The 23,971-nt window shown below is 51.1% G+C and carries 16 protein-coding genes; 15 read left to right on the top strand and 1 reads right to left on the bottom strand.

Annotated features, from left to right (window positions below):
• The first annotated feature begins 127 nt into the window (after window positions 1–127).
• The 6 genes from B153_RS0115010 to B153_RS0114985 all read left to right on the top strand — a co-directional run bounded on the left by B153_RS0115010 (window position 128) and on the right by B153_RS0114985 (window position 7,279).
• Complete coding sequence (locus tag B153_RS0115010; protein ID WP_020597548.1) at window positions 128–1,324, top strand: sensor histidine kinase; 1,197 nt, start codon at window positions 128–130, stop codon at window positions 1,322–1,324.
• The gene (locus B153_RS0115005; RefSeq protein WP_020597547.1) at window positions 1,324–2,028 is read left to right on the top strand and encodes a LytR/AlgR family response regulator transcription factor; all 705 of its coding nucleotides are present in this window, start codon (window positions 1,324–1,326) and stop codon (window positions 2,026–2,028) included. The genes B153_RS0115010 and B153_RS0115005 overlap by 1 nt, the downstream gene beginning before the upstream one ends.
• Before the next feature lie 24 nt (window positions 2,029–2,052).
• The gene (locus B153_RS37670) at window positions 2,053–2,364 is read left to right on the top strand and encodes a hypothetical protein (protein WP_157634707.1); all 312 of its coding nucleotides are present in this window, start codon (window positions 2,053–2,055) and stop codon (window positions 2,362–2,364) included.
• Between the two features lie 52 nt (window positions 2,365–2,416).
• Window positions 2,417–3,574, top strand: a complete 1,158-nt coding sequence (locus tag B153_RS0114995; RefSeq protein ID WP_020597545.1) for a DUF3500 domain-containing protein — start codon at window positions 2,417–2,419, stop codon at window positions 3,572–3,574.
• A 204-nt stretch (window positions 3,575–3,778) separates the two neighbouring features.
• The gene (locus B153_RS0114990; protein ID WP_020597544.1) at window positions 3,779–4,996 is read left to right on the top strand and encodes a HupE/UreJ family protein; all 1,218 of its coding nucleotides are present in this window, start codon (window positions 3,779–3,781) and stop codon (window positions 4,994–4,996) included.
• Window positions 4,997–5,011: 15 nt separating this feature from the next.
• A complete protein-coding gene (locus B153_RS0114985) occupies window positions 5,012–7,279 on the top strand; it encodes a TonB-dependent receptor (RefSeq protein WP_020597543.1) in 2,268 nt (755 codons plus the stop codon).
• A 102-nt stretch (window positions 7,280–7,381) separates the two neighbouring features.
• On the opposite strand, the gene B153_RS0114980 is transcribed toward B153_RS0114985, so the two are convergent.
• Window positions 7,382–7,861, bottom strand: coding sequence for a hypothetical protein (locus tag B153_RS0114980; RefSeq protein WP_157634706.1), 480 nt, complete (start codon window positions 7,859–7,861; stop codon window positions 7,382–7,384).
• A gap of 262 nt (window positions 7,862–8,123) precedes the next feature.
• Between B153_RS0114980 and B153_RS0114975 the strand changes: the two genes are divergently transcribed.
• The 9 genes from B153_RS0114975 (at window position 8,124) to B153_RS0114935 (ending at window position 23,912) form a co-directional block, all read left to right on the top strand.
• Entirely contained in the window at window positions 8,124–8,546 is a 423-nt protein-coding gene (locus tag B153_RS0114975; protein ID WP_020597541.1) for a hypothetical protein, read from the top strand.
• A gap of 517 nt (window positions 8,547–9,063) precedes the next feature.
• Entirely contained in the window at window positions 9,064–9,657 is a 594-nt protein-coding gene (locus tag B153_RS0114970; RefSeq protein WP_020597540.1) for an RNA polymerase sigma factor, read from the top strand.
• Window positions 9,658–9,896: 239 nt separating this feature from the next.
• A complete protein-coding gene (locus tag B153_RS0114965; RefSeq protein ID WP_020597539.1) occupies window positions 9,897–11,021 on the top strand; it encodes a FecR family protein in 1,125 nt (374 codons plus the stop codon).
• A gap of 235 nt (window positions 11,022–11,256) precedes the next feature.
• Complete coding sequence (locus tag B153_RS0114960) at window positions 11,257–14,847, top strand: TonB-dependent receptor (RefSeq protein WP_083928208.1); 3,591 nt, start codon at window positions 11,257–11,259, stop codon at window positions 14,845–14,847.
• Between the two features lie 73 nt (window positions 14,848–14,920).
• A complete protein-coding gene (locus tag B153_RS0114955) occupies window positions 14,921–16,672 on the top strand; it encodes a RagB/SusD family nutrient uptake outer membrane protein (RefSeq protein WP_020597537.1) in 1,752 nt (583 codons plus the stop codon).
• 405 nt (window positions 16,673–17,077) lie between these two features.
• Entirely contained in the window at window positions 17,078–17,407 is a 330-nt protein-coding gene (locus tag B153_RS38245; RefSeq protein ID WP_211221684.1) for a hypothetical protein, read from the top strand.
• 281 nt (window positions 17,408–17,688) lie between these two features.
• Window positions 17,689–19,608: a glycoside hydrolase family 97 protein gene (locus B153_RS0114945; protein ID WP_020597535.1), complete on the top strand. Its 1,920-nt coding sequence runs from the start codon at window positions 17,689–17,691 to the stop codon at window positions 19,606–19,608.
• 306 nt (window positions 19,609–19,914) lie between these two features.
• Window positions 19,915–21,546: an alpha/beta hydrolase family protein gene (locus tag B153_RS0114940; protein ID WP_040761466.1), complete on the top strand. Its 1,632-nt coding sequence runs from the start codon at window positions 19,915–19,917 to the stop codon at window positions 21,544–21,546.
• Window positions 21,543–23,912 (top strand): heparinase II/III domain-containing protein, encoded by a 2,370-nt coding sequence (locus B153_RS0114935; RefSeq protein ID WP_020597533.1) that lies wholly within the window; start codon window positions 21,543–21,545, stop codon window positions 23,910–23,912. The genes B153_RS0114940 and B153_RS0114935 overlap by 4 nt, the downstream gene beginning before the upstream one ends.
• The last annotated feature ends 59 nt before the right edge of the window (window positions 23,913–23,971 follow it).

The following is a 23,971-nucleotide window of genomic DNA, read 5'->3' as shown; positions in this document are numbered from 1 at the left end:
CGTCCTGGCCTGTGTTTTTATCAGCTACCCGACCTCTTCCTTCACCCCTGCTTTCACGCTATTAGCCACAATTATCGCCAGACGCCCATTGGGTTCGTGTACTTTTGTATGTTGCAGTACGTAGCCAATGGGAACCTGGTTTAGAGCACATAAAACCCATGTATTGATCGGGATTGTTCTGGCAATTCTGCCGATTGTCTATTATGGGTTCAACGGGGCAAGCGTTTCGCCCTTACGTCCACACGAACATCTTGTTCAGAATAGTCTGGCCTATCTTTTTCTGGTCACCTTCTCGTACGTAAACCATACGGTATTTGTCCCTCGCTTATTTCTGAACAAACAGTACCGACGGTACATACTTATCGCCATTAGCTGCATCCTGAGTGCCGTTTATCTGCCGTATCGGATTGAGCAGTGGTTTTTCTTTAAACTGCCGCCAGAAAACACTCCACAAGGCTGGTTTCGACAAATCTTTGTGGAAGAAATGATGCTGGGCCCTCACGATTTGCCTCCCTTCGAATCCCACTCTGACAATCACAAGCCTCGTTTTAAACCATTTGACGAGTCACACCATCCGGACAATCACCGCCCGTTACCTAATGGCGAAAGGCACGATGGTCGTCATGGCACCTCATTCACGCTATTACTTCCGGTGAAGCTGGCTATCTTTTTCTTACTGGGCAGTGTGAGTACGCTCATCTCGATTTCGGTGCAGACGGCCAGTCGGCTCCATCAGGTGGAGAACGACCAGCTACAGGCCGAACTTCGTCAGCTCAAAGCGCAGATTCAGCCGCATTTTCTGTTCAACACCCTCAACAGTATTTATGCACTGGCCATACGGCAGGATGAGCAAACCGCCGACACGATTGTAAAACTTTCGGAGTTTATGCGGTATATTATTCGGGATGCCCACCGGGATAAGGTAGCTCTCGAGCGGGAGATCAACTACATTGCCAATTACATCGATCTTCAGAAGGCACGCTTACGGGATGCCGTGCAGATCACGTATCAACTGGAAGGCAACGAGAATCACCTGGAAATTGCGCCCTTACTGCTCTTTTCGTTCATTGAAAATGCCTTTAAGTATGGTGTTAGCCCGGATGAAGACGCACACATAGCCATTCATATCCGGATTGAGGCAAACCATCTGAACCTGTATGTGGCCAATAAGAAAGTAGCCATCAGTTCGTTCGACAATTCAACGGGGATAGGTCTGCAAAACACCCGTGAACGACTTCGGCTCCTCTACCCCAATGCCCATCAGTTAACCATTGACAACGGCCCCACCGATTTTCGTGTTCAACTACGTCTTACTTTATCCTGATGAAAGCCATTGCCCTCGACGACGAACGTCCTGCGCTGGATGTTATTGAAGCCTTCTGTAGCCGAATCGAAGCTGTGGATCTGGTCAAGACGTTCATCCGTACTGGAGAGGCCCGCCTGTATCTGGAAACAAATCCGGTCGATCTGATCTTTCTGGATATCAATATGCCTAAAGAATCGGGCCTCGATTTTTTCAAATCCATTACACAGCAGACCCTGGTCATCTTTACAACGGCATATAGTGAATACGCACTGGACAGTTACGAAGTGGAAGCCGTCGATTATCTCCTGAAACCCTATACCTTCGACCGATTTACAAAAGCCATCCAGCGCGCACAAACCCGGTGGCGGGCGCTCCGACAATTCTCCGGCGAAAACACGGGCAGCCCCGAGCGGACACACCTTTTCTTTCGGGCCGACTATGGTCTGGTAAAGGTGACTATTGCCGATATTCTTTTCATCGAAGGTCTGGATAATTACCTCAAAATCCACTTGCAGGATGGGAAACCCATCGTCTTACGGCTTACGTTAAAAGCCATTCTGGACGAGCTGCCGACCGGAAAGTTCATTCGCGTTCACCGTTCGTTTATTGTTGCCCTCGATAAGATTGAGGCCATTCGCAGCAAGATGATCCTGATCGACGATGAAGAAATTCCCATTGGCAGCAGCTACGAGAAGGAGTTTTTCAGTCTCTTCATGAAATAGACAGATTATAACGCCGAGGGCACGATGGGCACGAAGAATTGGGGGTATATTCCATTCTTTGCGTCCATCGCGCCCTCGCGGTGTATCAGAAACCCGGCAATTAACCCCGGAAAATTCCTCATTCGCCACAAAGTCAGCACCATCACCCCCAAACGAATCGGGTTAACCACTCTTTTCCCGCTCCCCTTCTTTTGCCCACGACCTTTGCTCCGTGACGATTCGGCTATAGGCCAATCAGCCCAGGGGCCAGAATCACAAAAGAGCCTGTTCGCCACAACTTTCCAGCTCTTTACCCCAACAAGCCCCTGGCGGTGCAACAGCGACTCGTCGTTATAAGTATCCGGCAATAAACACGTAGGCACCGAGCAACCGCTGCTCAATTTCCATTATGAAACGCAAAAACATATCGATCCTCCTGCTCTTCCTGCTGGGCTTCAGCAACTTCTTCGAAGGCTGCAAATCATCTGATGTGGATGCCACCAGCTCAACAAGTACATCCACTGGAACCTCCACCGGCACGACCACGGGTTCTACAACAAGTAACTCCAGCTCGATCACGACTGCCCTCTCAGCAACCGCTACCACAACAACCTGTAATTCGACGGGCGTGGCTCAGATCGTTTGCCTGGCCGAAGCATTCAAAGCTACGCTGAGTAGTACCCAACTGGCAGCAACCCAACTGACGTATTCCAAAACCAATGCCCAGAAATGGTCAAACCTACCTGCCGGCATGTCGGCCCGGATTGGCATCAACCTGGGTTCACTCAGCGACACGCAACTGGCCGCTTTCCGGAATCTGATGGTGGCAGTACTGGCTTTGGGCACTACCGACGAAGGCTACGACGAGATGATTGGCAATCTGGTGGCCGATGATTACCTCAACTCCATCGGTGGCGGTTCTACGTATGGGGCTGGTAATTACTACATCTCGTTTCTGGGTACGCCCAGCACCAGCAGCTTATGGGCCATATTGTTTACGGGTCACCACTACACCCAGCCAATCACGTTCAATGCAGGAGCCGTTACCGGACTTACGCCCGCTTTCCGGGGCACTGAGCCCCAGGCCGCCGTTACTGCCGCCAGCCGTACCTACCAGGCTTTTGAACAGGAGCGCGTCGCTTTTGCAGCCATGCTGACCGGGCTGAGTACAACCGAACAAACAACCGCCAAGCTATCAGGCTCTTACAACGATCTGGTGCTGGGACCAGGGCAGGATGGTAAATTTCCGGCTACCAAGTCAGGGTTGCAGGTGGGTACGTTAAGCAGCGACAAGCAGGCCTTGGTGCTCAAGGCTATCAAGCTATACGTCAATGACCTGGATGCCACAACCTCGGCCGCTGTATTGACCAAATACACTTCCGAACTGGCCAATACCTACATTTCCTATTCAGGCACGACCGCCATGAGTTCGCAGGGCGACTATGTCCGGATTGATGGGCCGAGTGTCTGGATCGAGTTTTCGTATCAGGGTGGAGTCATCATCAAAAACACGCCCCACTCCCACTCCGTATGGCGCGATCATTCGGGCGACTACGGTGGCAACTAGACCAGACTTACATTCCAACGAGTGTTCTGAATGCATGTATTCAGAACACTCGTTGGGCACCGAACAAATCTAGACCACAACAACATGAGTATAAAGCTTTTGCCAATACACAAATCAGGCCGTCTCAACAGCCGTTTATTCAGATGGCTGTTGGTATGCACCCTGCTTGCAGTAAGCATACCCCGCTTAGCTACTGCCCATCCCATGCCCAACTCGGTGGTGCTGCTCAATGTCCATGCAAACCGCATCGACGCCGAGCTACAGATTCCACTGGTTGAGCTGCAATCGGCCTGGGGTCATGCCGTCAACGATTCGTCGGCCGGGCTGGTGGAACGGCTGGGGCCTCAACTGCGGGCGTATCTCAAAACACATATTCGTCCGCAAAGTCCCGATGGGCAGTTCTGGACGGTAGCGGTCGGGGCATTAACCACACACGAAAGCCAGAACCCCATCCAGGGTGTATATCGCGAACTGACGGCGCAGGTGCAGATGATCCCTCCTGCCGGTAACGATGTTCGACGATTTATGTTCCATTACGACGTAGTACTGCATCAGGTGATGACCCATAAAATTCTGGTGTCGGTACGTCAGGACTGGGAACGTGGGCAACTGGCCGAAAGTGAACCCGTTCAGGTAGGTGAAATCAGTCTGGACATCGTAAACAACCGCATTCTGCCCCTACCCATAAATAGGGCATCGGGCAGTGCCTGGACGGGCTTCATGGCTATGACACAACTTGGCATGCAGCACATTGCCGAAGGCACCGACCATTTACTGTTTTTACTCGTGCTGCTGTTGCCCGCACCACTTCTTACTACCGGGCAGCGCTGGGGTAGATTTGGCGGAGTTCGCTATAGTTTGAAACGGCTCCTGCTCATTGTGACGGCTTTCACCCTGGGGCATTCCATCACCTTGCTGTTAGGGTCGATTGGCTGGGTCAGGCTCCCATCGCAACCTGTTGAAATTCTGATTGCCGTATCGATTCTGGCATCGGCCCTTCATGCGATGCGGCCTATTTTCCCCGGTCGCGAAACCTGGGTAGCGGCTGGGTTTGGTCTGGTCCATGGGCTGGCGTTTGCCGGTACGCTGGCTACCCTGCAACTCGATGCGGGTCCGATGGCACTGAGTATTCTGGGCTTCAATCTGGGTATCGAACTGATGCAGCTGGCCGTCATTGTCGCCGTGATTCCCTGGCTGATGCTGCTGAGTCGTACCCCTGCCTATACCAGAGTCCGCCTACTGGGCGCTTGTCTGGCAGGCCTTGCGGCCTTTGCCTGGATTGCCGAGCGTGTATATGGCCAGAGCAATTCCTTGACATATTGTATTGAAGTCGTCGCCAATTATGCCCCCTATGGACTTCTCGTATTAGCTTTGCTATCGGTTTATCTGACCTGGCGTGCGAAGCCATTGCCACTCGCGTGATGAGTTCCCCTAGAGATGACTTGTAAAAAGCTACTTTCGACACTAGTATTCGGTTTACTGACGTTACAGGTTGCCTATGCCCATCTGGGTACGCTCACGGGTGTTGTGGTTGATGGAAGTACCCATTTGCCACTGCGGGAGGTTACGGTTCAACTGGTAGGATTGGGTAAAGCCACGCTGACCGATGAACTGGGCCGTTATCGCTTCGATGGGCTGGTCGCAGCCCCTTACAAAGTGGAGATGTCGCACGTTGGGTACGGAACAATCACTCAGGAAATAACCATTACGGACGACCAGACGACGCATGTTCAGACCGCATTGACCGTAGCACCCATAAACCTGAGTTCGGTAACGGTGTCGGCCCTGAAAGCCAATACCCAGCAACTCATCAGCGGTCTGGACATTCGTCTGCGGCCCATCACCAACTCTCAGGAGATCCTGCGGCTGGTGCCGGGGCTGTTTATTGGGCAGCACGCGGGTGGTGGTAAGGCCGAGCAAATCTTTCTGCGGGGTTTTGATCTGGATCATGGTACCGATATTCGCCTGACAGTCGATGGAATGCCTGTCAACATGGTGTCGCATGCGCACGGACAAGGTTATGCTGACCTGCACTTTGTGATTCCCGAGCTGGTAGAAGGCGTCGACTTCAAAAAAGGCCCTTACACGACCGATAAAGGCAATCTGGCCACGGCAGGCTGGGCCGATTTCCGAACCCGTACCACACTCGACCGTTCGTTTGCCAAGCTTGAAGTGGGCCAATATGATACCTATCGGGCTGTGGCGGGTATTGATCTGTTAGGGCAGAAAGGCAAAGCCAACGATCAGTCGGCCTATCTGGCATCTGAATACTCCTATTCCAATTCCTACTTCGACAATCCGCAGCATTTCAAGCGGGTAAATGTAGTAGGCAAATACCATAGCCACATTGCGCCCAATACCAACCTGACCCTGACAGCCTCTACCTTCTGGAGTAAGTGGAATCACTCAGGTCAGATACCCGACCGGGCCGTTGACTCGGGCTTTATTGGCTGGTTTGGCTCCATCGACCCGACCGAAGGCGGAGAAACCAGCCGTACCAATCTGAACGCTCAACTGGTCACCATAACTCCCAAAAACCATACGATCAAAAACCAGTTTTACTACAGCAATTATAATTTCGAGCTATATTCCAATTTCACCTTCTTCCTCAACGACAGCCTTAATGGCGATCAGATTCGGCAGAAAGAAAACCGGAATCTGTTCGGCTACAACGGCAGTTACACCACCCAAACATCCGTTGGCCAAACCAACTGGACCACCACCTTCGGCGCTCAGTATCGACAGGACATCGCCCACGGAACGGAGCTGTCGCACACGAAAAACCGCGTAGAGACGCTGAACCAACTTCAGTATGGGAATGTCAATGAAATCAATGCCGCTCTGTATGCCGACGAAGTTGTTCAGGTGTCGAGCCGATTCAGTATCAATGCGGGCCTTCGGGTCGATTATTTCCGCTCTCAATACACGGATTTAATAATTAGTCCGGCATCGACCCGGCATGTATCGCAGGCGATTGTATCTCCAAAACTAAATTTTTATTACACGGCCAATCCGCATTTTCAGCTTTACCTGAATACTGGCAAGGGGTTTCACTCCAACGATGCCCGCGTGGTTACGGCTCAGAATGGGCGCGAAATTTTACCCGGCGCCTACGGTGCTGACCTGGGGATCATTATCAAACCAACTCCTCAATTGCTCATCAACGCAGCCGCCTGGTATTTATACATGAAGCAGGAGTTTGTTTACGTAGGTGATGAGGGCGTAGTCGAGCCTAGCGGTCGTTCCCGTCGCCAGGGAATCGATCTATCAGCTCGGTATCAGCTTACCAAAAGCCTGTTTGTCGATCTGGACCTAAACACCGCTACCCCTCGCTCACTGGATGCAGAATCGGGGCAGAACTATCTCCCACTGGCACCGGTATTTACTTCAACGGGAGGCTTATCGGTACAAACTCGATATGGACTCAGCGGCTCATTGCGGTATCGGTACATGGCCGATCGGCCCGCCAACGAAGATAACTCAATCGTTGCCAAGGGCTATTTTGTGACCGATATGCAACTGAACTACGCACGCCGTATGTACACGCTGGGCTTATCGGTACAAAATCTATTGAATACGCGCTGGAAAGAAACTCAGTTTGCGACCGAAAGTAGACTCCAGGGCGAAGCCTCTCCCGTCGACGAAATACATTTTACCCCCGGCACACCGTTTTTTGCCCGGCTGAGCTTAACCTACTTTTGGTAAATTTCCGGCTACATGTCTGCAACGACTACCGCTGGATATTTTCAATACCGGCTTCAAACGCCCTTCCTTCGGCGCTTTACTGACACCCGCTTTACCAGATACCTAACAGGCAGCCACGTAGGTTTCCGTGATGGCGTTACCCTTTGAGTCGGTGTAGGTGAGTAGAAACGACGTAGGACTCAGAAAATACAGCGTTTGCGGAAGAGGCCCAGCCAGATACCCACCAATCGAGCCAACGGTCTTCAAAAGAATAATCTCTCCGTTGTTACACGAAAAAATGCCCCCGCTGGTACCGCCCGTAGCACAGAATTCAGGGTCACGTTCGGCACTGAAGCGAAACCGATTCGTTGGGCCTATTCCACCAGCACCTGCATTTCCAATAAACACCAGGGTAAAGGGTAACGAACAAGCCTGAACCGCTTCGACCGCATTGACGGTGCGGCTCGTCATCTGCCAATTGGGACAACTTTTGATTCGGCTGCTAAACTCATCGCAGGATACCCCTGGCGGAAGGCGGTGGTCAGTACAGGAACAGACGGCCATCAAACAGAGATAGACCAAAAAATTGGATGCGTTTTTCATGAGGTAAACGACTTAACCGACAGTCTCTTTTCAGGGCTGATAAACCTTAGCAAAGGTGATGACCCGTACCTTCTTAAAGGCTGACTAGGATCATCAGCCGCCCTGATTAGTAGCAGCTTACCTACTAAACCTATTCATCCCCATCCACACTTACCTGCCCCTGCTTTCCTACTTGCCCCTGACGATTTTGCTCTGACTGAATAGGTTTCGTGCTGAGTGATGGCTTTAGATGCTCTATATTTAGCACTACATCCAGAGCGCTATGAAAGTCTTCTCGTTCGTACTGATTTTAACGGTTTATACGTCTGGCAGCCTTTCGGCGCAGCTATCAGGCCCAATGGCCCGACTCGATACGATGCATACCCAGGCCATGATCGGGCCACTGTCAGAAGCCAATCGCCCTACCATCAGCCACTACGCGGATTCTGTCTGGACCGACACGACAAAACTAAGCCGTAACTTTTGTGACATTCAAAAGGCTTATATCCGGGAGAATGAACTGAAAAGCATTCAGGCCAATGCGCACGACCGAGCCAGACGCAACGCCGGGATTGCTAATCTGGAGCGACTATTAGACGCACTTTTTGACTACTGCCTCACTGAGGTAGCCGCTGGAAAAACCATCTTACAATACTGCGACGCCAACGATTTCCCCTGCCCGCCACCCAGTCTTTATAAAAAATAAGCCGCTACCCTACATACGCTATAGCAACGGATAACCCCAACCAATACGGGTAGATAAAGGCGGGCTCACAGGCAAATACGTTCGCCGTTATCGCAATAACAATTTAGGACTTATCTAATACTGGCACCCGACAAAAACAAAAAACAGGAGCAGAGCTAATGGAGGCATTCCTAAAAAATTACACCGAAAAATTTAATCTTTTTAGACTATAATCCAGAATACAAACGTTTCCGCAAGCGTTTGCATAAAAATATAAACGCTCATAGCCTTTTTATTGGCCGGAATCTGCTTGACATCTTGTACTTATACAGTATTTTAGTAGAACATATCCAGAAAATACAATAGAGAGCTATTGGGCCAACCGATCATTTACGCTCGCAAGACCAATCAGTAAATTGTATTTTAACAATACGCTCATTTTAAGCAATCAGTCAAAGCAAGGTATTTTTCGCTTCATCACTTGCTTAAAATGCGCCAGGAGTACACAACGTTTTGTTAACCTGTTTACCCAACTACTATGGCCAACTCCGTATCAATTCCGGCAGACGAACAGCTCATGGCGCAGCTCTGGACTCGGTTTCGGGCAGATGACGAGAAAGCCTTCGATCAATTGGTTGAGGCCAGGTATCGGGTATTGTTTAACTATGCTACCCGGTTCACGAAAGACCGAGATCTGATTAAGGATTGCGTTCAGGATTTATTTCTTGAACTATGGAATCGGCGAAAAGCCATTGTCGATACGCCTTATGTGACCATTTACCTGATAAAGGCGTTACGCAACAATCTGCTGCGGAAACTCCGCCGGGAACGAAACTGGGCCATTGCCGTAGAGGAAGATTCTGACCTGGATAGGCACAGCATCGATGAACTAACCATTGAGGCCACCTGGGTTGCCGAAGAAATCCAGGTCAGTACAGAGCAAAATCTGCGTCAGGCTGTTGCTCAGTTGCCCAAACGACAGCAGGAAGTTGTATTCCTGAAATTTTATGAAGGCCTTTCCAACGACGATATTGCCCAGGTAATGGAAGTGGAGAAACAGACCGTTGCCAATTTTCTCTATCGGGCGATGACCCAACTACGCAACTCGCTCCCCATTCGTATTTTTTCGTAGCCTTCCTCCAAACAACTAAACAAGCATCCCGGTCCGAACCCCTAAATCGTTCAGACCGGGATGCTTGTTTAGGCCGATACGTTTCTTGCTCACGCTTAAAATGGTGATGGCGAAACGTGTGAGTTGTTAAACTACATCGGTCCTATCGAAAATTTTTTCAGGAAAAATGTATATAAAAAGAGTATAGCCAGAAACAGGCGGTCTACTTCCTTGCAAACGGGGAATTGCCAGCCGCACCTATGCCTGATTATACAAATTTTACGTTCGACGACTTTGTGCTGGATAGTCGATTTCGCCAGTGGGTACTCACGAACTCTCCGGCCGAACAGACTTTCTGGAACGCGTGGTTACAGAACAACCCCGACAAGGTTGACCTGATCCTGGCCGCCCGGCAGTTTGTGATTCAGATGCAACAGGCACAGGACGAGTTGACAGACGAGGAGTTTACCACCGAAGTAGCCCGTATTCGGACCAATCGGCAGAAGGCTCAGGACTTGAGTGAGCCGGAACTGACACCCGAAGAACAGCCCGAGCCCCGTCGGTTCGGGGTTTGGATACGTATAGCGGCTGTTATAGCTCTGGTTGGGTTAGGGGCGGTTGTTTTTTGGTACGGGCGCAGGCCAACTACACCGCTGGCCCTCTACCAGCACACGGTTGAGCAGCAGGCGGGTGCAGTGCAGAACGTTCAGAATACGACCAATGCCAGCCAGTTGATCCGGTTGCCGGATGGCAGCAAGGTAACCCTGTATCGGGGAAGTCAGATCAGCTTTCCCCGCTCGTTTACGGCGAATCAACGGGAGGTTTTTCTGGTTGGCGAAGCCTTCTTTGAGATCGTCCGTCGGCCCAAGCAACCCTTTATGGTCTATACCGACCAGCTAACGACGAAAGTATTGGGCACCAGTTTCACGGTACGCGCCTATCCGGACGATAAAGAAGCCAAAGTGATCGTTCGGACGGGCAAGGTTTCGGTTTTTAAGACCCCTACAACGGGAAAGCTGAGCGATGTAAACGAAAGCGAACCCGCCCTTATTCTGACCCCCAATCAGCAGGTAACCTTCCAGGAGAAGGATCGTAGACTGGAGCGTTCGCTGGTTGCCCTGCCGGAACCCATTGCGACCACAACGGGGCAACCGCAGACCCTGGTATTCGACCATACGCCCGTTGTAACGGTATTTAAGAAGCTGGAAGCAGCCTATGGCATTGTGATCAATTACGATGCTGATCTATTGGCGGGTTGTGAACTAACCGCTGAGTTTGGCCCGGAATCGCTGTTCGAGAAGCTGGACCTGATTTGCCGGGCTACCGAATCCCGTTACGAAGTTATTGATGCCCAGGTGGTTGTCTACAGCAAAGGCTGCCGATAAGCGAAGACCGTTCTACAGCATACATTTTACCAGTCTAAACCTACTTGATACACATGAATCTACTTTCCCGCGTACTACCACTAATGTAGCCAGCCCTCCAAACCCGTAAGGTCATCGACACCCGAACGGGATTACACCCTGTTTCCTACTGCCAATACGATGATGTTGATCCAGCGCCATACTGGGTAAGGGGATTTTTTGTGCCAAACGTAAACGAGTATCTTTCCATATATCTATGCGTACCAATACAAAACCACGAGTGATTTTTTCCAGAATCATGCGAATAGCCTTCTATCAGGTCTTTATCCTGGTCTGGTGTTCCAGCCTGGTACTGGCCCTCGATGGAAAAGGACAGGAAGTGCTGAACCGTCCAATTTCCATCACCATCGAAAACCAGCGAGTCGAACAGGCCATCAAACAGATTGGCAAACAAGCTTCCGTACGGTTTATCTACAGTCCGCAGGTAATCCGCTCCGACCGAAAAGTGAACCTTTCGGTGCAGAGCCAACCCCTTTCAGACGTGTTGAACGCCCTGCTCACCCCATTGCATGTTACGTATGAAGTGGTTGGTTCGCAGATCATTCTAAAGAATACAAGTCGCAACAGCAGCCAGGCCGAAACCGTAGTACCCGATAAAGAAACCAGAGTGGCTGTTGCTCCTGCCGACCAAACCGTTTCGGGAACGGTATCGGACGAAAAGAATAGTCCATTACCGGGCGTAACCGTCGCTATTAAAAACACGACGCGCGGTACAACCACCGACGCCAACGGAAAATATACCCTTGCGGTACCGAACGAATCGGCCGTTCTGGTCTTCTCCTTTGTTGGGTACGAACGGCAGGAAATCGGGGTCGGCAAACTAACCGCTCTGAATGTTCAGCTAAAAGGGGAAGCCCGTGGTCTGGACGAAGTGGTGGTGGTCGGCTATGGCTCGCAGAAACGAGCTACCCTGAGCGGGTCGATTGCCACGATTGATAACAAAGTATTTCAGGACAGGGGTGTTGTCGATAACCCACTGTCGGCGTTGCAGGGCCAGGTACCGGGCGTGATCGTAACCCGATCATCGGCCGCTCCGGGCCGGGCCAGCTGGAATTTTCAGATTCGGGGGGCCACTTCGACCAACAGCACTGAGCCGCTCATCCTGATCGATGGCGTGGCCGTAAGCAGTCAGTCGGCACTAAACTCGATCAACCCCAACGATATCGAGAATATGTCGTTTCTAAAAGATGCATCGGCCGCTATTTATGGGGCACGGGCTGCGGGGGGCGTTGTACTGGTAACCACCAAACGGGCAAAATCGGGCAAAACGACCATTCAGTACGACGGGTCCGTTTCGCAAAAAGTGCCGGGCTTACAACCACACCTGATCAATGTGCAACAGTTCGGACAAGGGCTGGTCGATGGAACAACCAACGATTATTATGGCGTAGCCCCTACGTCGTTTCTCTGGTATAAATTCGGCCAACTGATGCTTAACCCGCCAGCATCGGGCTATATCGACTATACAAACGGGGGAACCGTATCGCCAGCCAATAACCCCCTGAACCCCGGATTTGGCGACGTAAAAGACCAGACATTCTTTAACACCAACTGGGTGGATGTGCTGTGGGGCAATGCTACGTCGACGCAGCATAATTTAAGCATTTCGGGCCGGAGCGATCGGGCTGGCTACCGGGTTTCACTGGGCTATTTGAACGACGGGAGCTTGCTTCAGTGGGGTAAGAATTCCAATAGTCGGTACAACATCCGCCTGACGCACGACTACCAGTTTACCAATAAGCTGAAACTCGAATCAAATATTTCGCTGGAAAAGAACGACATCATTCAGCCGACACTGATTGGCAATGTGATGGGGCAGTACCAGCAACCGGGCCTTCCGATATCGACCATTGATGGTAAACCGTATGCCTGGGGCACGCAATACAGCCCAAACTGGCAGGCCGAGCTGGGTGGTGAAAACAAAGAATACAACAATCGCATATTTACCAACTTCCGACTGAGCTACCAGTTAAGCAAAAACCTGAGTCTGGTAGGGCAGGCTGGTTATAACTGGACGGCTACCGATACCAAAGAGCAGCAAAAAGTCATTTCCTGGTATAACTATCTGGGCACTATTCAGGCGGCCGATAATCCAACCCGGCAAAACTCGTACTATCGGCGACGGCTGGATAAAGATGCTTACACGACACTTAATGCGTATCTAAATTATGCCAAAACGTTTGGTCAGGATCATGATATCAGCCTCACGGTTGGTACCAACTACGAACGTGATGAATCAAACTGGTATCAGGCTCGCACCAACTACATAGCGAACGACAATGTGCCCTCGCTGAATCTGGGCATCGGCGATGCAACAACAAAAAGCGTTGATGAGCGGCAAAGCCACTATGCCATCGGGTCTTATTTCGGACGTTTCAATTATGCCTATCAGCAGAAATACCTGCTCGAAGTAAATGCCCGGTACGATGGCTCATCGAAGTTCGATGCCTCCAACCGCTGGCAGCTCTTCTATGGTGTGTCGGGTGGCTGGCGTATTTCGCAGGAGGGTTTCATGAAGGACCTTACCTTTCTGAACGATCTGAAACTACGGGCCTCCTACGGAACAGTGGGTAACCAGAGTGGTATTGGCCTGTACGATTATGTTCAGTTACTGAATGTGTCGGCTACCGCAGGGGCAACCAGCGCCGGGTTTCCGATCATTGGTTCAAGTCCAGTTGTCACGGTGGCACCTACCTCCAGTCTGGTTAGCCTGAACCGAACCTGGGAGCGGGTCGAAACCACCAATTTTGGCCTCGACTTTTCCGTCTTGAACCGCCGTTTATCGGGCAGTTTCGATTATTTCGTCAAGCACAACCGAAACATGCTGCTGCCGCAGACCTTCCCTGCCGTACTGGGAGCCAGTGCCCCGACAGCCAACATTGGGCACCTGAAAACCTGGGGCTGGGAAGCATCGCTGCAATGGAATGACCGGATTGGGGAGTTCGGCTACCGCATCGGTGGCAGCCTGACCGACAACCAGAACATTTTGCTTAACTACGGCGGAGCTAACGTCATCAACCAGGGGTATAATGCGAACGTTGAAGGCTACGCACTTGGCTCTTACTTCGGGCTTGAATACGCTGGGCGTATCCAGACAGCCGAACAACTGGCGGCTGCCCGTGCGCTGGCACCTGGCAACAACATTAATATGCCTCTTACCACCTCCACCCTGCCAGGTGTTCGCATCGGTGACAATAGTTTCAAAGACCTGAACGGCGATGGGAAACTGACCGTACCCGGCGATTTGAAATACCTGGGCCGGGATGACCCACGCTACAGCTTCGCCCTGAATTTAGGGGCCAACTGGAAGGGATTTGATTTTCAGGCGGTCTTTCAGGGCGTCGGGAAGCGGACAATCTTCCGGGAAGGGAACTGGCGCGTACCGTTCGGTTCAATTTTTCAGGGACAAACCGATTTCTGGATAGGCAAAACCTGGACACCAACCAATACCGACGCCTACTACCCAATTCTGTCGACAGGCACGAACGCTACGTCGTATAACAACTATAACTACCAGATTTCAGACTGGTCAGTAGAAAACGGAGCGTATGTGCGGCTGAAAAATCTGGTTGTTGGTTACACGCTACCGGTAAGTATCACCAAGAAGATCAAGGTTGATCGTCTACGGGTGTATTATTCGGGCAATGATCTTTGGGAAATCTCCCACATCCGCGACGGCTGGGACCCCGAAGCTACACGTAATGTGGGGCGTGCCAATAGTGAAGCAACGTTCACGCGTTATCCCTTCTTCCGGCTACATACCCTGGGTGTAAACCTGACCTTTTAATGAACTTGTTTTTGGCCAACCGCGATCCTAAAGCGTTTGATTCTGGTTGGCCAAACGCTTAAAAACCTCATTGATGATGAAATCCTTTCGAAAACTATATCTCTATTTGCTGGCGGGCACCTTAACCCTGACTCAGAATGGCTGTAACAAAGCGCTGGATCTGGACCCACTCGACCAGCTTTCGGATGCGGCTTATTGGCAAACTCCCAATGACTTTATGCTGGCGGCCAACCAGTTTTATACCTACGAGCGCTCGTTCATCGATGTGCTTTACGATGCCAACGGCTCGACCCAAAACTACCATTCTGACCTGAAAAGCGACTTTGCAGCAGGTCAGAATGCCTACAGCCGGGGACTGAACACCGTACCGACAACGGATGCCAACTACAACAATAACTACAGCAAGATCCGCACCATCAACTATCTGCTCGATAAAGCCGCAACGTATGGCAACCAGGCCGAAATAGCCAAGTACGTAGCCGAAGCCAAGTTTTTCCGGGCGTACGTCTATTTTGATCTGTTGCAGATTTTCGGCGGTGTTCCCATTGTCAGTAAGGCGCTGGGAACTACCTCTCCCGAGCTACAGGCTCCGCGAAACTCACGGGACGACGTGGTTGACTTTATTATCAAGGATTTGAACGAGGCCCTTACGGCTTTACCGGCCAAAACAGCCCAGAATGCCTCCACGGAGCAGGGCCGAATTAACAAAGAGTCAGCACAATCGTTTCTGGGACGGGTAACGCTGTATGAAGGCACCTGGCAAAAATTCCGTAACAATACAGCCCGTGCCAACACCTTACTGGATGCCTCCATTGCCGCTAGTGGGGCCGTGATCACGGGCGGTCAATACCAACTGTTTGCCCCGGCTGCCTTAGGCGATTCGGCCCAGAAATACCTGTTTATTCTGGAAAATCAGAAATCGAATCCAGCCAACCTTACCAAAAGCGCGAATAACGAGTATATCCTGGCGAATCGCTACGACTGGACGCTGCGCCAAATCCGTCAGAACGTATCCCGGCAGGCACAGGTGCTAGGGCCGACCAAAAACTTTGTCAATCAGTTTCTGTGTCAGGATGGGTTGCCAATTGAGAAATCACCGCTATTCAAAGGATATGCAACCATGAACTCGGAGTACCAGAATCGGGAAAACCGAATGAAATATACCCTGAAAGTCCCCAATGGCTACTACTGGTTTGGGATCAACAACCCCCGGGTCGACTGGACTAGTGGAGCTGCCGACCGAGCCACGGCGTATGCATCGCCATTCAAACCGTATAACAACACCACCGGAGGGTATGCTCATCAGAAATGGATTTCGGAACGAGCCGTGGCTGATAACGAAGAAGGCTACGACTACCCGGTGATTCGCTACGCCGAAGTGCTGCTGAATTATGCTGAAGCCGTATTTGAACGGAACGGAACAATTACGGACGCTGATCTGGATAAATCGCTGAACCTGGTTCGGCTACGCGTCAACAAGTCAATGCCTAAATTGAGCAATGCCTTCGTACAGGCAAACGGACTGGATATGCGCACCGAGATTCGCCGGGAACGCAACGTAGAATTATTTTACGAAGGCTTCCGGGTCGACGACGTCAAACGCTGGGCTGCCGCCGACATAATGAAGCAGCCTCTGGTTGGCATCAAATGGACGGGCACCGAATACCAGACCTTATGGCCTTCACAAGCCTCAACCGCCAAAGATGCCGACGGGAACCTGATTGTGGACGGGAGCCGCTCATTCAGCGATAAGAACTACCTCCTCCCAATCCCGACGCAGCAAATACAATTAAACCCGCAGCTTAGCCAGAATCCGGGCTGGTAGTTACCACTGGCATCTATTGAATTTGATACTCCCAGGCTATCCAACCTGAAAAATGGATAGTCTGGGCTTCTTGTTGCCCTACAATGCTTACTCAATCCTATTCCAATGCCCATTCTTTCGGAAACTTTTATCGTTTGCAGGCTGCCATGCTAGTGGCTAGAGCCTAGCCAGATTTTGTGATCAAAAGCTCAATGAGGATGACTAGAATAAAACCTGACAAATTATGGCAGTATAGAATTTTTATATATTTTTACCGTTAAATTGGCTACTATTGATAGCCAATAGTTAATCCAATTGATGCCCTTTCGTAACTCTTTAAACAATACCTAAATGTTATTAAATTACATCAAAGTGCTTCTCGTCGGGAGTCAATATTCTACAACGAAACGACTAATTGACACAAATATGCGGTCGTGGATTTTTCAGTATGAAACATCTTTTTCAAAGGCTTCAGAATGGATAATAGATAACAAGGTTGACCTGGTAGTGTTTTGTGTAGACTCTTTGCTCGTAAGAAGCCATGAGGTAGATGAAGTCGTTAGTGCAGTTGAGGTATGTACTAGCAAGGCTCCAGTTATACTAATTGCCGATGTAAATACCGGAAAAGCCACAAATAATGAATTACTAACACAAATAGTGCAAAGTGCTAGAGAGTCTGGTGTTGCTGGAGTTATAGACTGTAAAGATTCAAGCTTAGATCTTTCGGCACTCAAAGACTTAGTAACGTCAATATAGTACACTGTAATAAAAGTTTTTAAGCCTTTTTCTATCATTCCTACCGCACCGACGGACCGGTCGGAATGACAAAAAATACCAGAAGACTTAAATTACGCTGTAATAGTTTTTGCACTAAAAGAACTATAGACAACTGAGTCATCCCGCATTGCCTTTACTCTCTAATAGGCTCACGATATGGGATGGCTCAGTTGTTTTATTGGAAAAAAGGGTATGCATAGTGGTCTTTCGACTATTTTAGGGAAAGTAGTATCTTGAAAGATAGGCTGACCTAAAAACGGATGACTCAACTTCTTATTAATCAATTTTTTAAAGGATATTACGGCCTCATTTTGGTGTGTGTCACTGGCCAGGTACTTGGAATCCCAGTTCACCGTTCCATATCCAGATTCGATAAATCGATTACGTCCACAAAAGCCTCTCCGAAACCAAAGATCTATCAAACCAGTTCGCCGGATGGTAAAGTGCGTATAGAGGTTACCGTTAACGAACTAAAATCGCTGACATATCGGGTTTTGTTCGCTGGGGAGCCCATAATGAGCTGGTCGGCGCTTGGGTTTCAACTGAACAGCGAGCCGGTGGGGCAAAACGCGGTTATCAAAAAGCAGAGCCTTCGCCCGCATAAAGAGCAGTTTGCGTGGCCGCTCGGCGAAAACGATGTCATTCAGAACAACTACAACGAGTTAACCCTTGATTGCCAGTCGGGAGCCGTTTTGTTTCAGGTTGTTGCCCGCGTGTTCGACGGGAGTGTGGCGTTCCGGTACGTGTTGCCGAAACAGAAAGCTAGCGAAGCCGGGCTAATCCGGCAGGAACATACCACCTTTACCCTGACGGATAACTACACGATTTATCAGTACAACGAAGAGTCGGTCTTTACGCCAACGGCCATTGGTGAGTTGAAAAAAAACTGTGATTTCCCGGCTACACTGACCAATGGACGACTCTTTCTGTCGATTGGTGAGGCCGACAACCCGAACTACACAAAACCCGTTCTGGCGAAAGGGGCAGTTACTAATTCGCTGGCGGTTACTTTCGAAAAAGATTCCGTTAAAACAACGGCCGACTTCCAAACGCCCTGGCGTACAGTTAGTGTGGCAACCTCGGCCATTGGATTGCATCAGTTCAGCGACCTTCCTCTGCGGCTCTGCCCGCCACTGGCGCAAGGAATTCCGAACTGGATAAAACCGGGCAAGCTGATTCGTTCATCGCTCACCACGCAGGGTGGGCTAAACTGCATTGACTTTGCCGCCAAACACGGGTTTCAGTACATCATGTTCGATGCGGGCTGGTACGGAGCCGAATTTCGGAGCACCTCCGACCCGACACAGGTGATTCCGGCTATCGACATGCCTAAAGTGATTCAGCATGGAAAGGAAAAAGGCATAGGGGTCATCCTGTACGTGAATCGGGTAGGGCTACGGGCCAAACTTGATGAAATCTTACCCTTATACAAAAAATGGGGCGTTGCGGGACTCAAGTTCGGTTTTGTAGACGGGCTGACCCAGGAGGGCATTACGTGGCTGGCCGGAGCGATTAAAAAGGTGTATGAGTACGGATTCATTCTGGATATCCACGACAATTACAAACCGACTGGTTTGAGCCGAACGTTTCCTAATCTGCTGACGCAGGAAGGCATTCGGGGCAATGAAAACAACCCGGATGCATTTCATAATACCGTATTGCCCTTTACCCGCTTTCTGGCTGGTGCCGCCGACTACACCTTCTGCTATCCCAACACAAATCGCTACTTTACCGACAACCTCCTGAAGACCAAATTACAGGTCAGCAAGGGGCAGCAACTGGCGCTGTCGGTTGTGTATTTCAGTCCGTTGCAGGCCATTTTCTGGTACGGCAACCCGACGGATTATAACGACGAGGGCGAGATCGAGTTTTTTGCCAAAGTGCCGACCGTCTGGAACGAAAGCCATTACCTGACGAGCGAAATCGGTACGTATATCAGCGTAGCCCGTCGACAGGGGAAAACGTGGTATGTAGGCTCGGCGGCTGGTTTAGCGGATTGGACCGGATCATTGCCGCTGCATTTTCTGGCACCGGGCAAATCCTACCGGGCAACCCTTTACGAAGATGATGCCGCAGGGGGCATTCAGAAACGAGTCGTTGCGGTAAAGCAGGGCGATACGCTTCCGGTCAGTCTGAAGGCCAAAGGTGGCCAGGCAATCATCATCGACGAAATCAACTAATCTTAGAACCTGTTTGAATTTCCTAAAAGGAACCTGTAGTAAGCATATTTTTTTGTCATTGCGACGCAGGAGCAATCTTCGGGGACTCTTAAAAAGAGAATGCTCCGAAGATTGCTCCTGCGTCGCAATGACAAAAAAGCCTGTCCTACAAAAATTCAAACAGGCTCTTATTTTCGTCAATATCAGCCCTGACAAGGGTATCAGTCTATTCGACCTGTCTATTTCCTGGCAAGAAGCTTGCCGACGCAGAAAAGTCCAGCGTAAACTGTTGGGCCTGTCTGCGGAAAGGTCAGCCTATCGCGACGTATGCTTATCAGGAATATAACAACGGTTGTTTTGGGGTTAATGCTATGCCTGCACAGTTCGGCCTGGGCGCAGGTGTGGCAATGGTCGGTTCCGGTTCAGTCGGTAACGTCGCCCGAAACGAACGATCACCCACAGGCTTTTTTGTGGATTCCCGACAACTGTCGATACGTGCGGGGCGTCGTGGTCGGGCAGCACAATATGCTCGAAGAAGGCATTTTTGAACAGCCCGATTTTCGAAAAACGATGACCAAACTGGGCTTTGCTATCGTTTGGGTAACACCCATGTTCAACCAAACCTTCGACTGGAATCCGACTCGTTCATCAAAAAGAGCCGGGGTTGAATTTACCGATATGATGACCCGGCTGGCAGACGTATCGGGTTATACCGAACTAAAAATTGCCCCTGTAGTGCCGATTGGCCATTCGGCGCTGGCCAGTTACCCGTGGAATTTTGCCGCCTGGAATCCCGGCCGAACCCTGGCTGTGCTGTCCATACACGGGGATGCTCCGCAGACGAACCTGACGGGCAGTGGTCGCCCGAATCCCGACTGGGCTGGACGCACCATCGATGGCGTACCGGGCCTGATGGTGATGGGTGAATATGAGTGGTGGGAAGATCGGCTGAACCCGGCCTTTGCTTACATAGCCAAACATCCAGCTACACCCTTTAGCCTACTGGCCGATGCCGGTCGGGGCCACTTCGACCATTCTGACAACATGGTTCGGTTTCTGGCGCTGTATCTTGAGAAAGCGGCTCAGTATCGATTACCTGAAACGTCGGGCCAGCAGGATACTGTTGTGCTGAACCCGATTGACCCCAAAAAAGGCTGGCTGATGGATCGCTGGCGACGCGATAGCTTACCCACCGCAAAACCCGCTCCGTATGCCGCTTACAAAGGCGATAAGCGCGTAGCAGGCTGGTGTTTCGACAAGGAAATGGCCGAGGCTATCGAAGCCATTTACCGCAAAGCCCGAGGAAAGAAAACCCAACATCTGGGCTTCATGCAGCATGGACAAATCCTGAAACCAACGAAAGCACACGCCAACTACCAGCTTCCGTTTCTGCCCGATGCCGACGGAATCACATTCCACCTGAAAAGCACGTTCACGGATACCTCGCGCATACAACCCGCCATGGACCACGCCCGCACACCCATTGCCATCGACCGCATCTGTGGCCCCGTTCGAAAAGTAAACGATACGACTTTCCAGATCAGCTTTTACCGCATGGGTTTTGCGAACCCCAAACGCTCGAACGACATCTGGCTACTGGCTTCGAATGAGGGCGATCAAACCTACAAAAGCATCGTTCAGCAGGTCGACATGCGTTTCCCCATCGCCAACCGGGAAGGCCAGGCGCAAACCATTACGTTCCCGATCATCCCGAACCAGAAGGCCGGGATAAAATCGCTGCCCCTGAATGCTGTTTCGGATGCCCGGTTGCCGGTACACTATTACATCAAAGAAGGTCCGGCGGTGGTTGACGGCAATCGAATGGTGTTTACGGCCATTCCGCCCCGCAGCAAAATGCCCATGAAAGTCACCGTGGCTGCGTGGCAATACGGCACGAGCATAGGGCAGAAAGTACAGTCGGCTCCCCCCGTCGAACGGTCATTTTTTCTCGAATTATGAAAATCATTTCCTTTATTCTGATTGCCCTGATTGGTAGTGCACAGGCTGTGCTGGCTCAGAAAGGGCACCCGTATCTGTTCTATACCCCACAGCGAACCGAACGGTTGAAAGAGCGCATCAAAACCGATACGTTGCTGGCCAATAGCTGGAACGCCATCCGGCAGCGGTGCGACAAGTGGCTCACGGAGCCTAAAGGGGGCAACATGGAACAACTGGCGCTGGCTTACACCCTGACCGGCGACAAGCGCTATGCCGACCGGGCCAAATCCCTGCTCAACGAGTTGGTCGGTCGCCCGTTCTGGGATGGCATGGACGATCGTACACCCCGTTGGAATGCCGGACTGGGCACCAGCCACAACAACTGGACCGCTTCCGTAACGTTCGATGCCATTTACCATTCGCTGACCAAAGCCGAACGCAACGACATAGCCGGTAAAATTGTGAAACTGGGCATTGAGCCCTCTCTTGCCGATTGGGTTTCGAAGGATAAGCGGATTCAATCGCTCAACAACATGGGGCATAACTGGTGGGCCGCTATCGTTTTTGAAGCAGGTGTGGCGTCGCTGGCCGTCATGAGCGAGGTGCCGCAGGCTAAACAATGGGCTTCCGGCATCATGCAGGACAGCCGACAGTGGTTTGCCTTTGCGGGTAGTATCCTGGAAAATAAACCGTCGAATTTCGACCCGGCTGGGGGGTTCTACGAGAGCGTCAGTTATGCAAATTATGGTGTATCGGAATACCTGCTGTTTCGACTGGCGTACACAAACGCGGTCGGAGCGCTTAAAATGCCGTACGACCAACTGCTCCAAAAAACCGTCGACTGGTTCATCCATGCCTCCTACCCACGCGCAGACAGCAAGCCGATCATGTCGTTGAATTTTGGCGATAGTAATGATTTCGCCAACGGCGACCGACCCGCCAAACTGCTGATTGCCCTGGGGCTGGGTAAAGATGATTACTACTGGTACCTGAAGCATACGGTCCGCAACGCGTTTCGGGAAGACCTGGGCATCAACACGCCAATGGGCCTGTTGTATCATCCCGAAACGAAGCCCGTTCCGGCCACACCAACGCTACCCACATCAGCGCTGTATGAATCGATGGGCTGGGGCATGCTGCGCGATTCGTGGAAACCCGATGCAACGTTGCTGGGCGTGAAATGTGGCTTTACCTGGAACCATGCCCATGCCGATGCAGGCTCGTTTGTGCTCTACCATAAAGGCGAAAACCTGCTGATCGATGGGGGCGATGTGGGTTATGGCAATCCCGAATACAGCAGCTATTTCGTGACGAGTCGCGCGCACAACGTGCTCCTGTTCAATGGTGTTGCGCAGGATGCCCGCGACCAGTACAGTGCCGTTAAAAATCCGGGGCATCTCTACAGCCTCATCGACGGCGGTAGTCGTGGGACCGATACGCCGGAACGGGTCCGACTGAAATACCTACTGGCCGATGCTACTGGCCCAACCTCCCGGAATTTCCTGCGTAACTACCGTAATTTTCTCTGGATTGGCAATGTCATTCTGATCATCGACGATGTAAAAACCTACGACATCGGTAGTTTCGATTACCTGTTGCACTATGCCGACAAAGCCGTTAAGCGCGGCCCTGATTTTGAGATCACCAAAGACAGTGCAGCTATTCTGTTCCGGCCCCTCTATCCCGAAATGCTGCCGCTGGGCTATCCGCACGACCTTCCCGAAAAGATGAAGTTTCGGACGGAGTACGGCCTGAAAGATCGAACCACCAACGTCCAGATTCCCTATTACGTGTTGTCGCCCCCCGAAAAAACCGACCGGACCAAATTTGTCAACGCCATTCTGTTGCTGGACGAACGCAATCGGTCCATCCAGACCGCAACCGGGTCGTCGGGGGCCAGCGGAGCCGCCGGACGAAGCAATCTGCCTGTCATCGAAAAGTTTGAAGGCACCAACTACATCGGTGTGCGGATCACGCAAAATAGCCAGGTCACCGACGTATACATTAATCTGCTCGCCGATGGTCGGCTGATGCACCGCAACGCCAATACGATCATCGATGGCTGGGAGACCGACGCGTACATAACCGCCCTGTCGTTTCCCGTAGGTGCCGACCGTCAGGACCCCGCCAACCTATCGTCGGTTTTCGTCAGCAACGGGAGCTACCTGCGCCGAAACGGAAAACCCCTGCTCAGCTCGCTCTCGAAAGTGTTTCTGTATGCCGCAAAAACAGGTAATGAATTGGATGTACAGTTACAAGGGCAGCCACTGATCGAGGCCTCTTTGGGCTTTGAGAACGTGAGCAAACTAAAGGTCAATGACAAAACGATGGCTCCGCAATACGACTCCGATAAATTGCTGCGGATTGAGATCGATGAACCAAAGTAACCAACATAGAACACGGATTTTTATGATGGATAGGATGGACACAGATCATAACAAATCAT

The sequence above is a fragment of the Spirosoma panaciterrae DSM 21099 genome, from assembly GCF_000374025.1.
Lineage (GTDB): Bacteria > Bacteroidota > Bacteroidia > Cytophagales > Spirosomataceae > Spirosoma > Spirosoma panaciterrae.
Note: the sequence above shows the minus strand (reverse complement) of the source record. Positions and strands in the feature narration are given on the sequence as shown.

Coding starts and splice junctions, on each gene's coding strand:
- B153_RS0115010 (WP_020597548.1), top strand. CDS start 128: ATGGGAACCTGGTTTAGAGCACATAAAACCCATGTATTGATCGGGATT.
- B153_RS0115005 (WP_020597547.1), top strand. CDS start 1,324: ATGAAAGCCATTGCCCTCGACGACGAACGTCCTGCGCTGGATGTTATT.
- B153_RS37670 (WP_157634707.1), top strand. CDS start 2,053: ATGGGCACGAAGAATTGGGGGTATATTCCATTCTTTGCGTCCATCGCG.
- B153_RS0114995 (WP_020597545.1), top strand. CDS start 2,417: ATGAAACGCAAAAACATATCGATCCTCCTGCTCTTCCTGCTGGGCTTC.
- B153_RS0114990 (WP_020597544.1), top strand. CDS start 3,779: ATGCCCAACTCGGTGGTGCTGCTCAATGTCCATGCAAACCGCATCGAC.
- B153_RS0114985 (WP_020597543.1), top strand. CDS start 5,012: ATGACTTGTAAAAAGCTACTTTCGACACTAGTATTCGGTTTACTGACG.
- B153_RS0114980 (WP_157634706.1), bottom strand. CDS start 7,861: ATGAAAAACGCATCCAATTTTTTGGTCTATCTCTGTTTGATGGCCGTC.
- B153_RS0114975 (WP_020597541.1), top strand. CDS start 8,124: ATGAAAGTCTTCTCGTTCGTACTGATTTTAACGGTTTATACGTCTGGC.
- B153_RS0114970 (WP_020597540.1), top strand. CDS start 9,064: ATGGCCAACTCCGTATCAATTCCGGCAGACGAACAGCTCATGGCGCAG.
- B153_RS0114965 (WP_020597539.1), top strand. CDS start 9,897: ATGCCTGATTATACAAATTTTACGTTCGACGACTTTGTGCTGGATAGT.
- B153_RS0114960 (WP_083928208.1), top strand. CDS start 11,257: ATGCGTACCAATACAAAACCACGAGTGATTTTTTCCAGAATCATGCGA.
- B153_RS0114955 (WP_020597537.1), top strand. CDS start 14,921: ATGATGAAATCCTTTCGAAAACTATATCTCTATTTGCTGGCGGGCACC.
- B153_RS38245 (WP_211221684.1), top strand. CDS start 17,078: ATGCGGTCGTGGATTTTTCAGTATGAAACATCTTTTTCAAAGGCTTCA.
- B153_RS0114945 (WP_020597535.1), top strand. CDS start 17,689: ATGACTCAACTTCTTATTAATCAATTTTTTAAAGGATATTACGGCCTC.
- B153_RS0114940 (WP_040761466.1), top strand. CDS start 19,915: ATGCTTATCAGGAATATAACAACGGTTGTTTTGGGGTTAATGCTATGC.
- B153_RS0114935 (WP_020597533.1), top strand. CDS start 21,543: ATGAAAATCATTTCCTTTATTCTGATTGCCCTGATTGGTAGTGCACAG.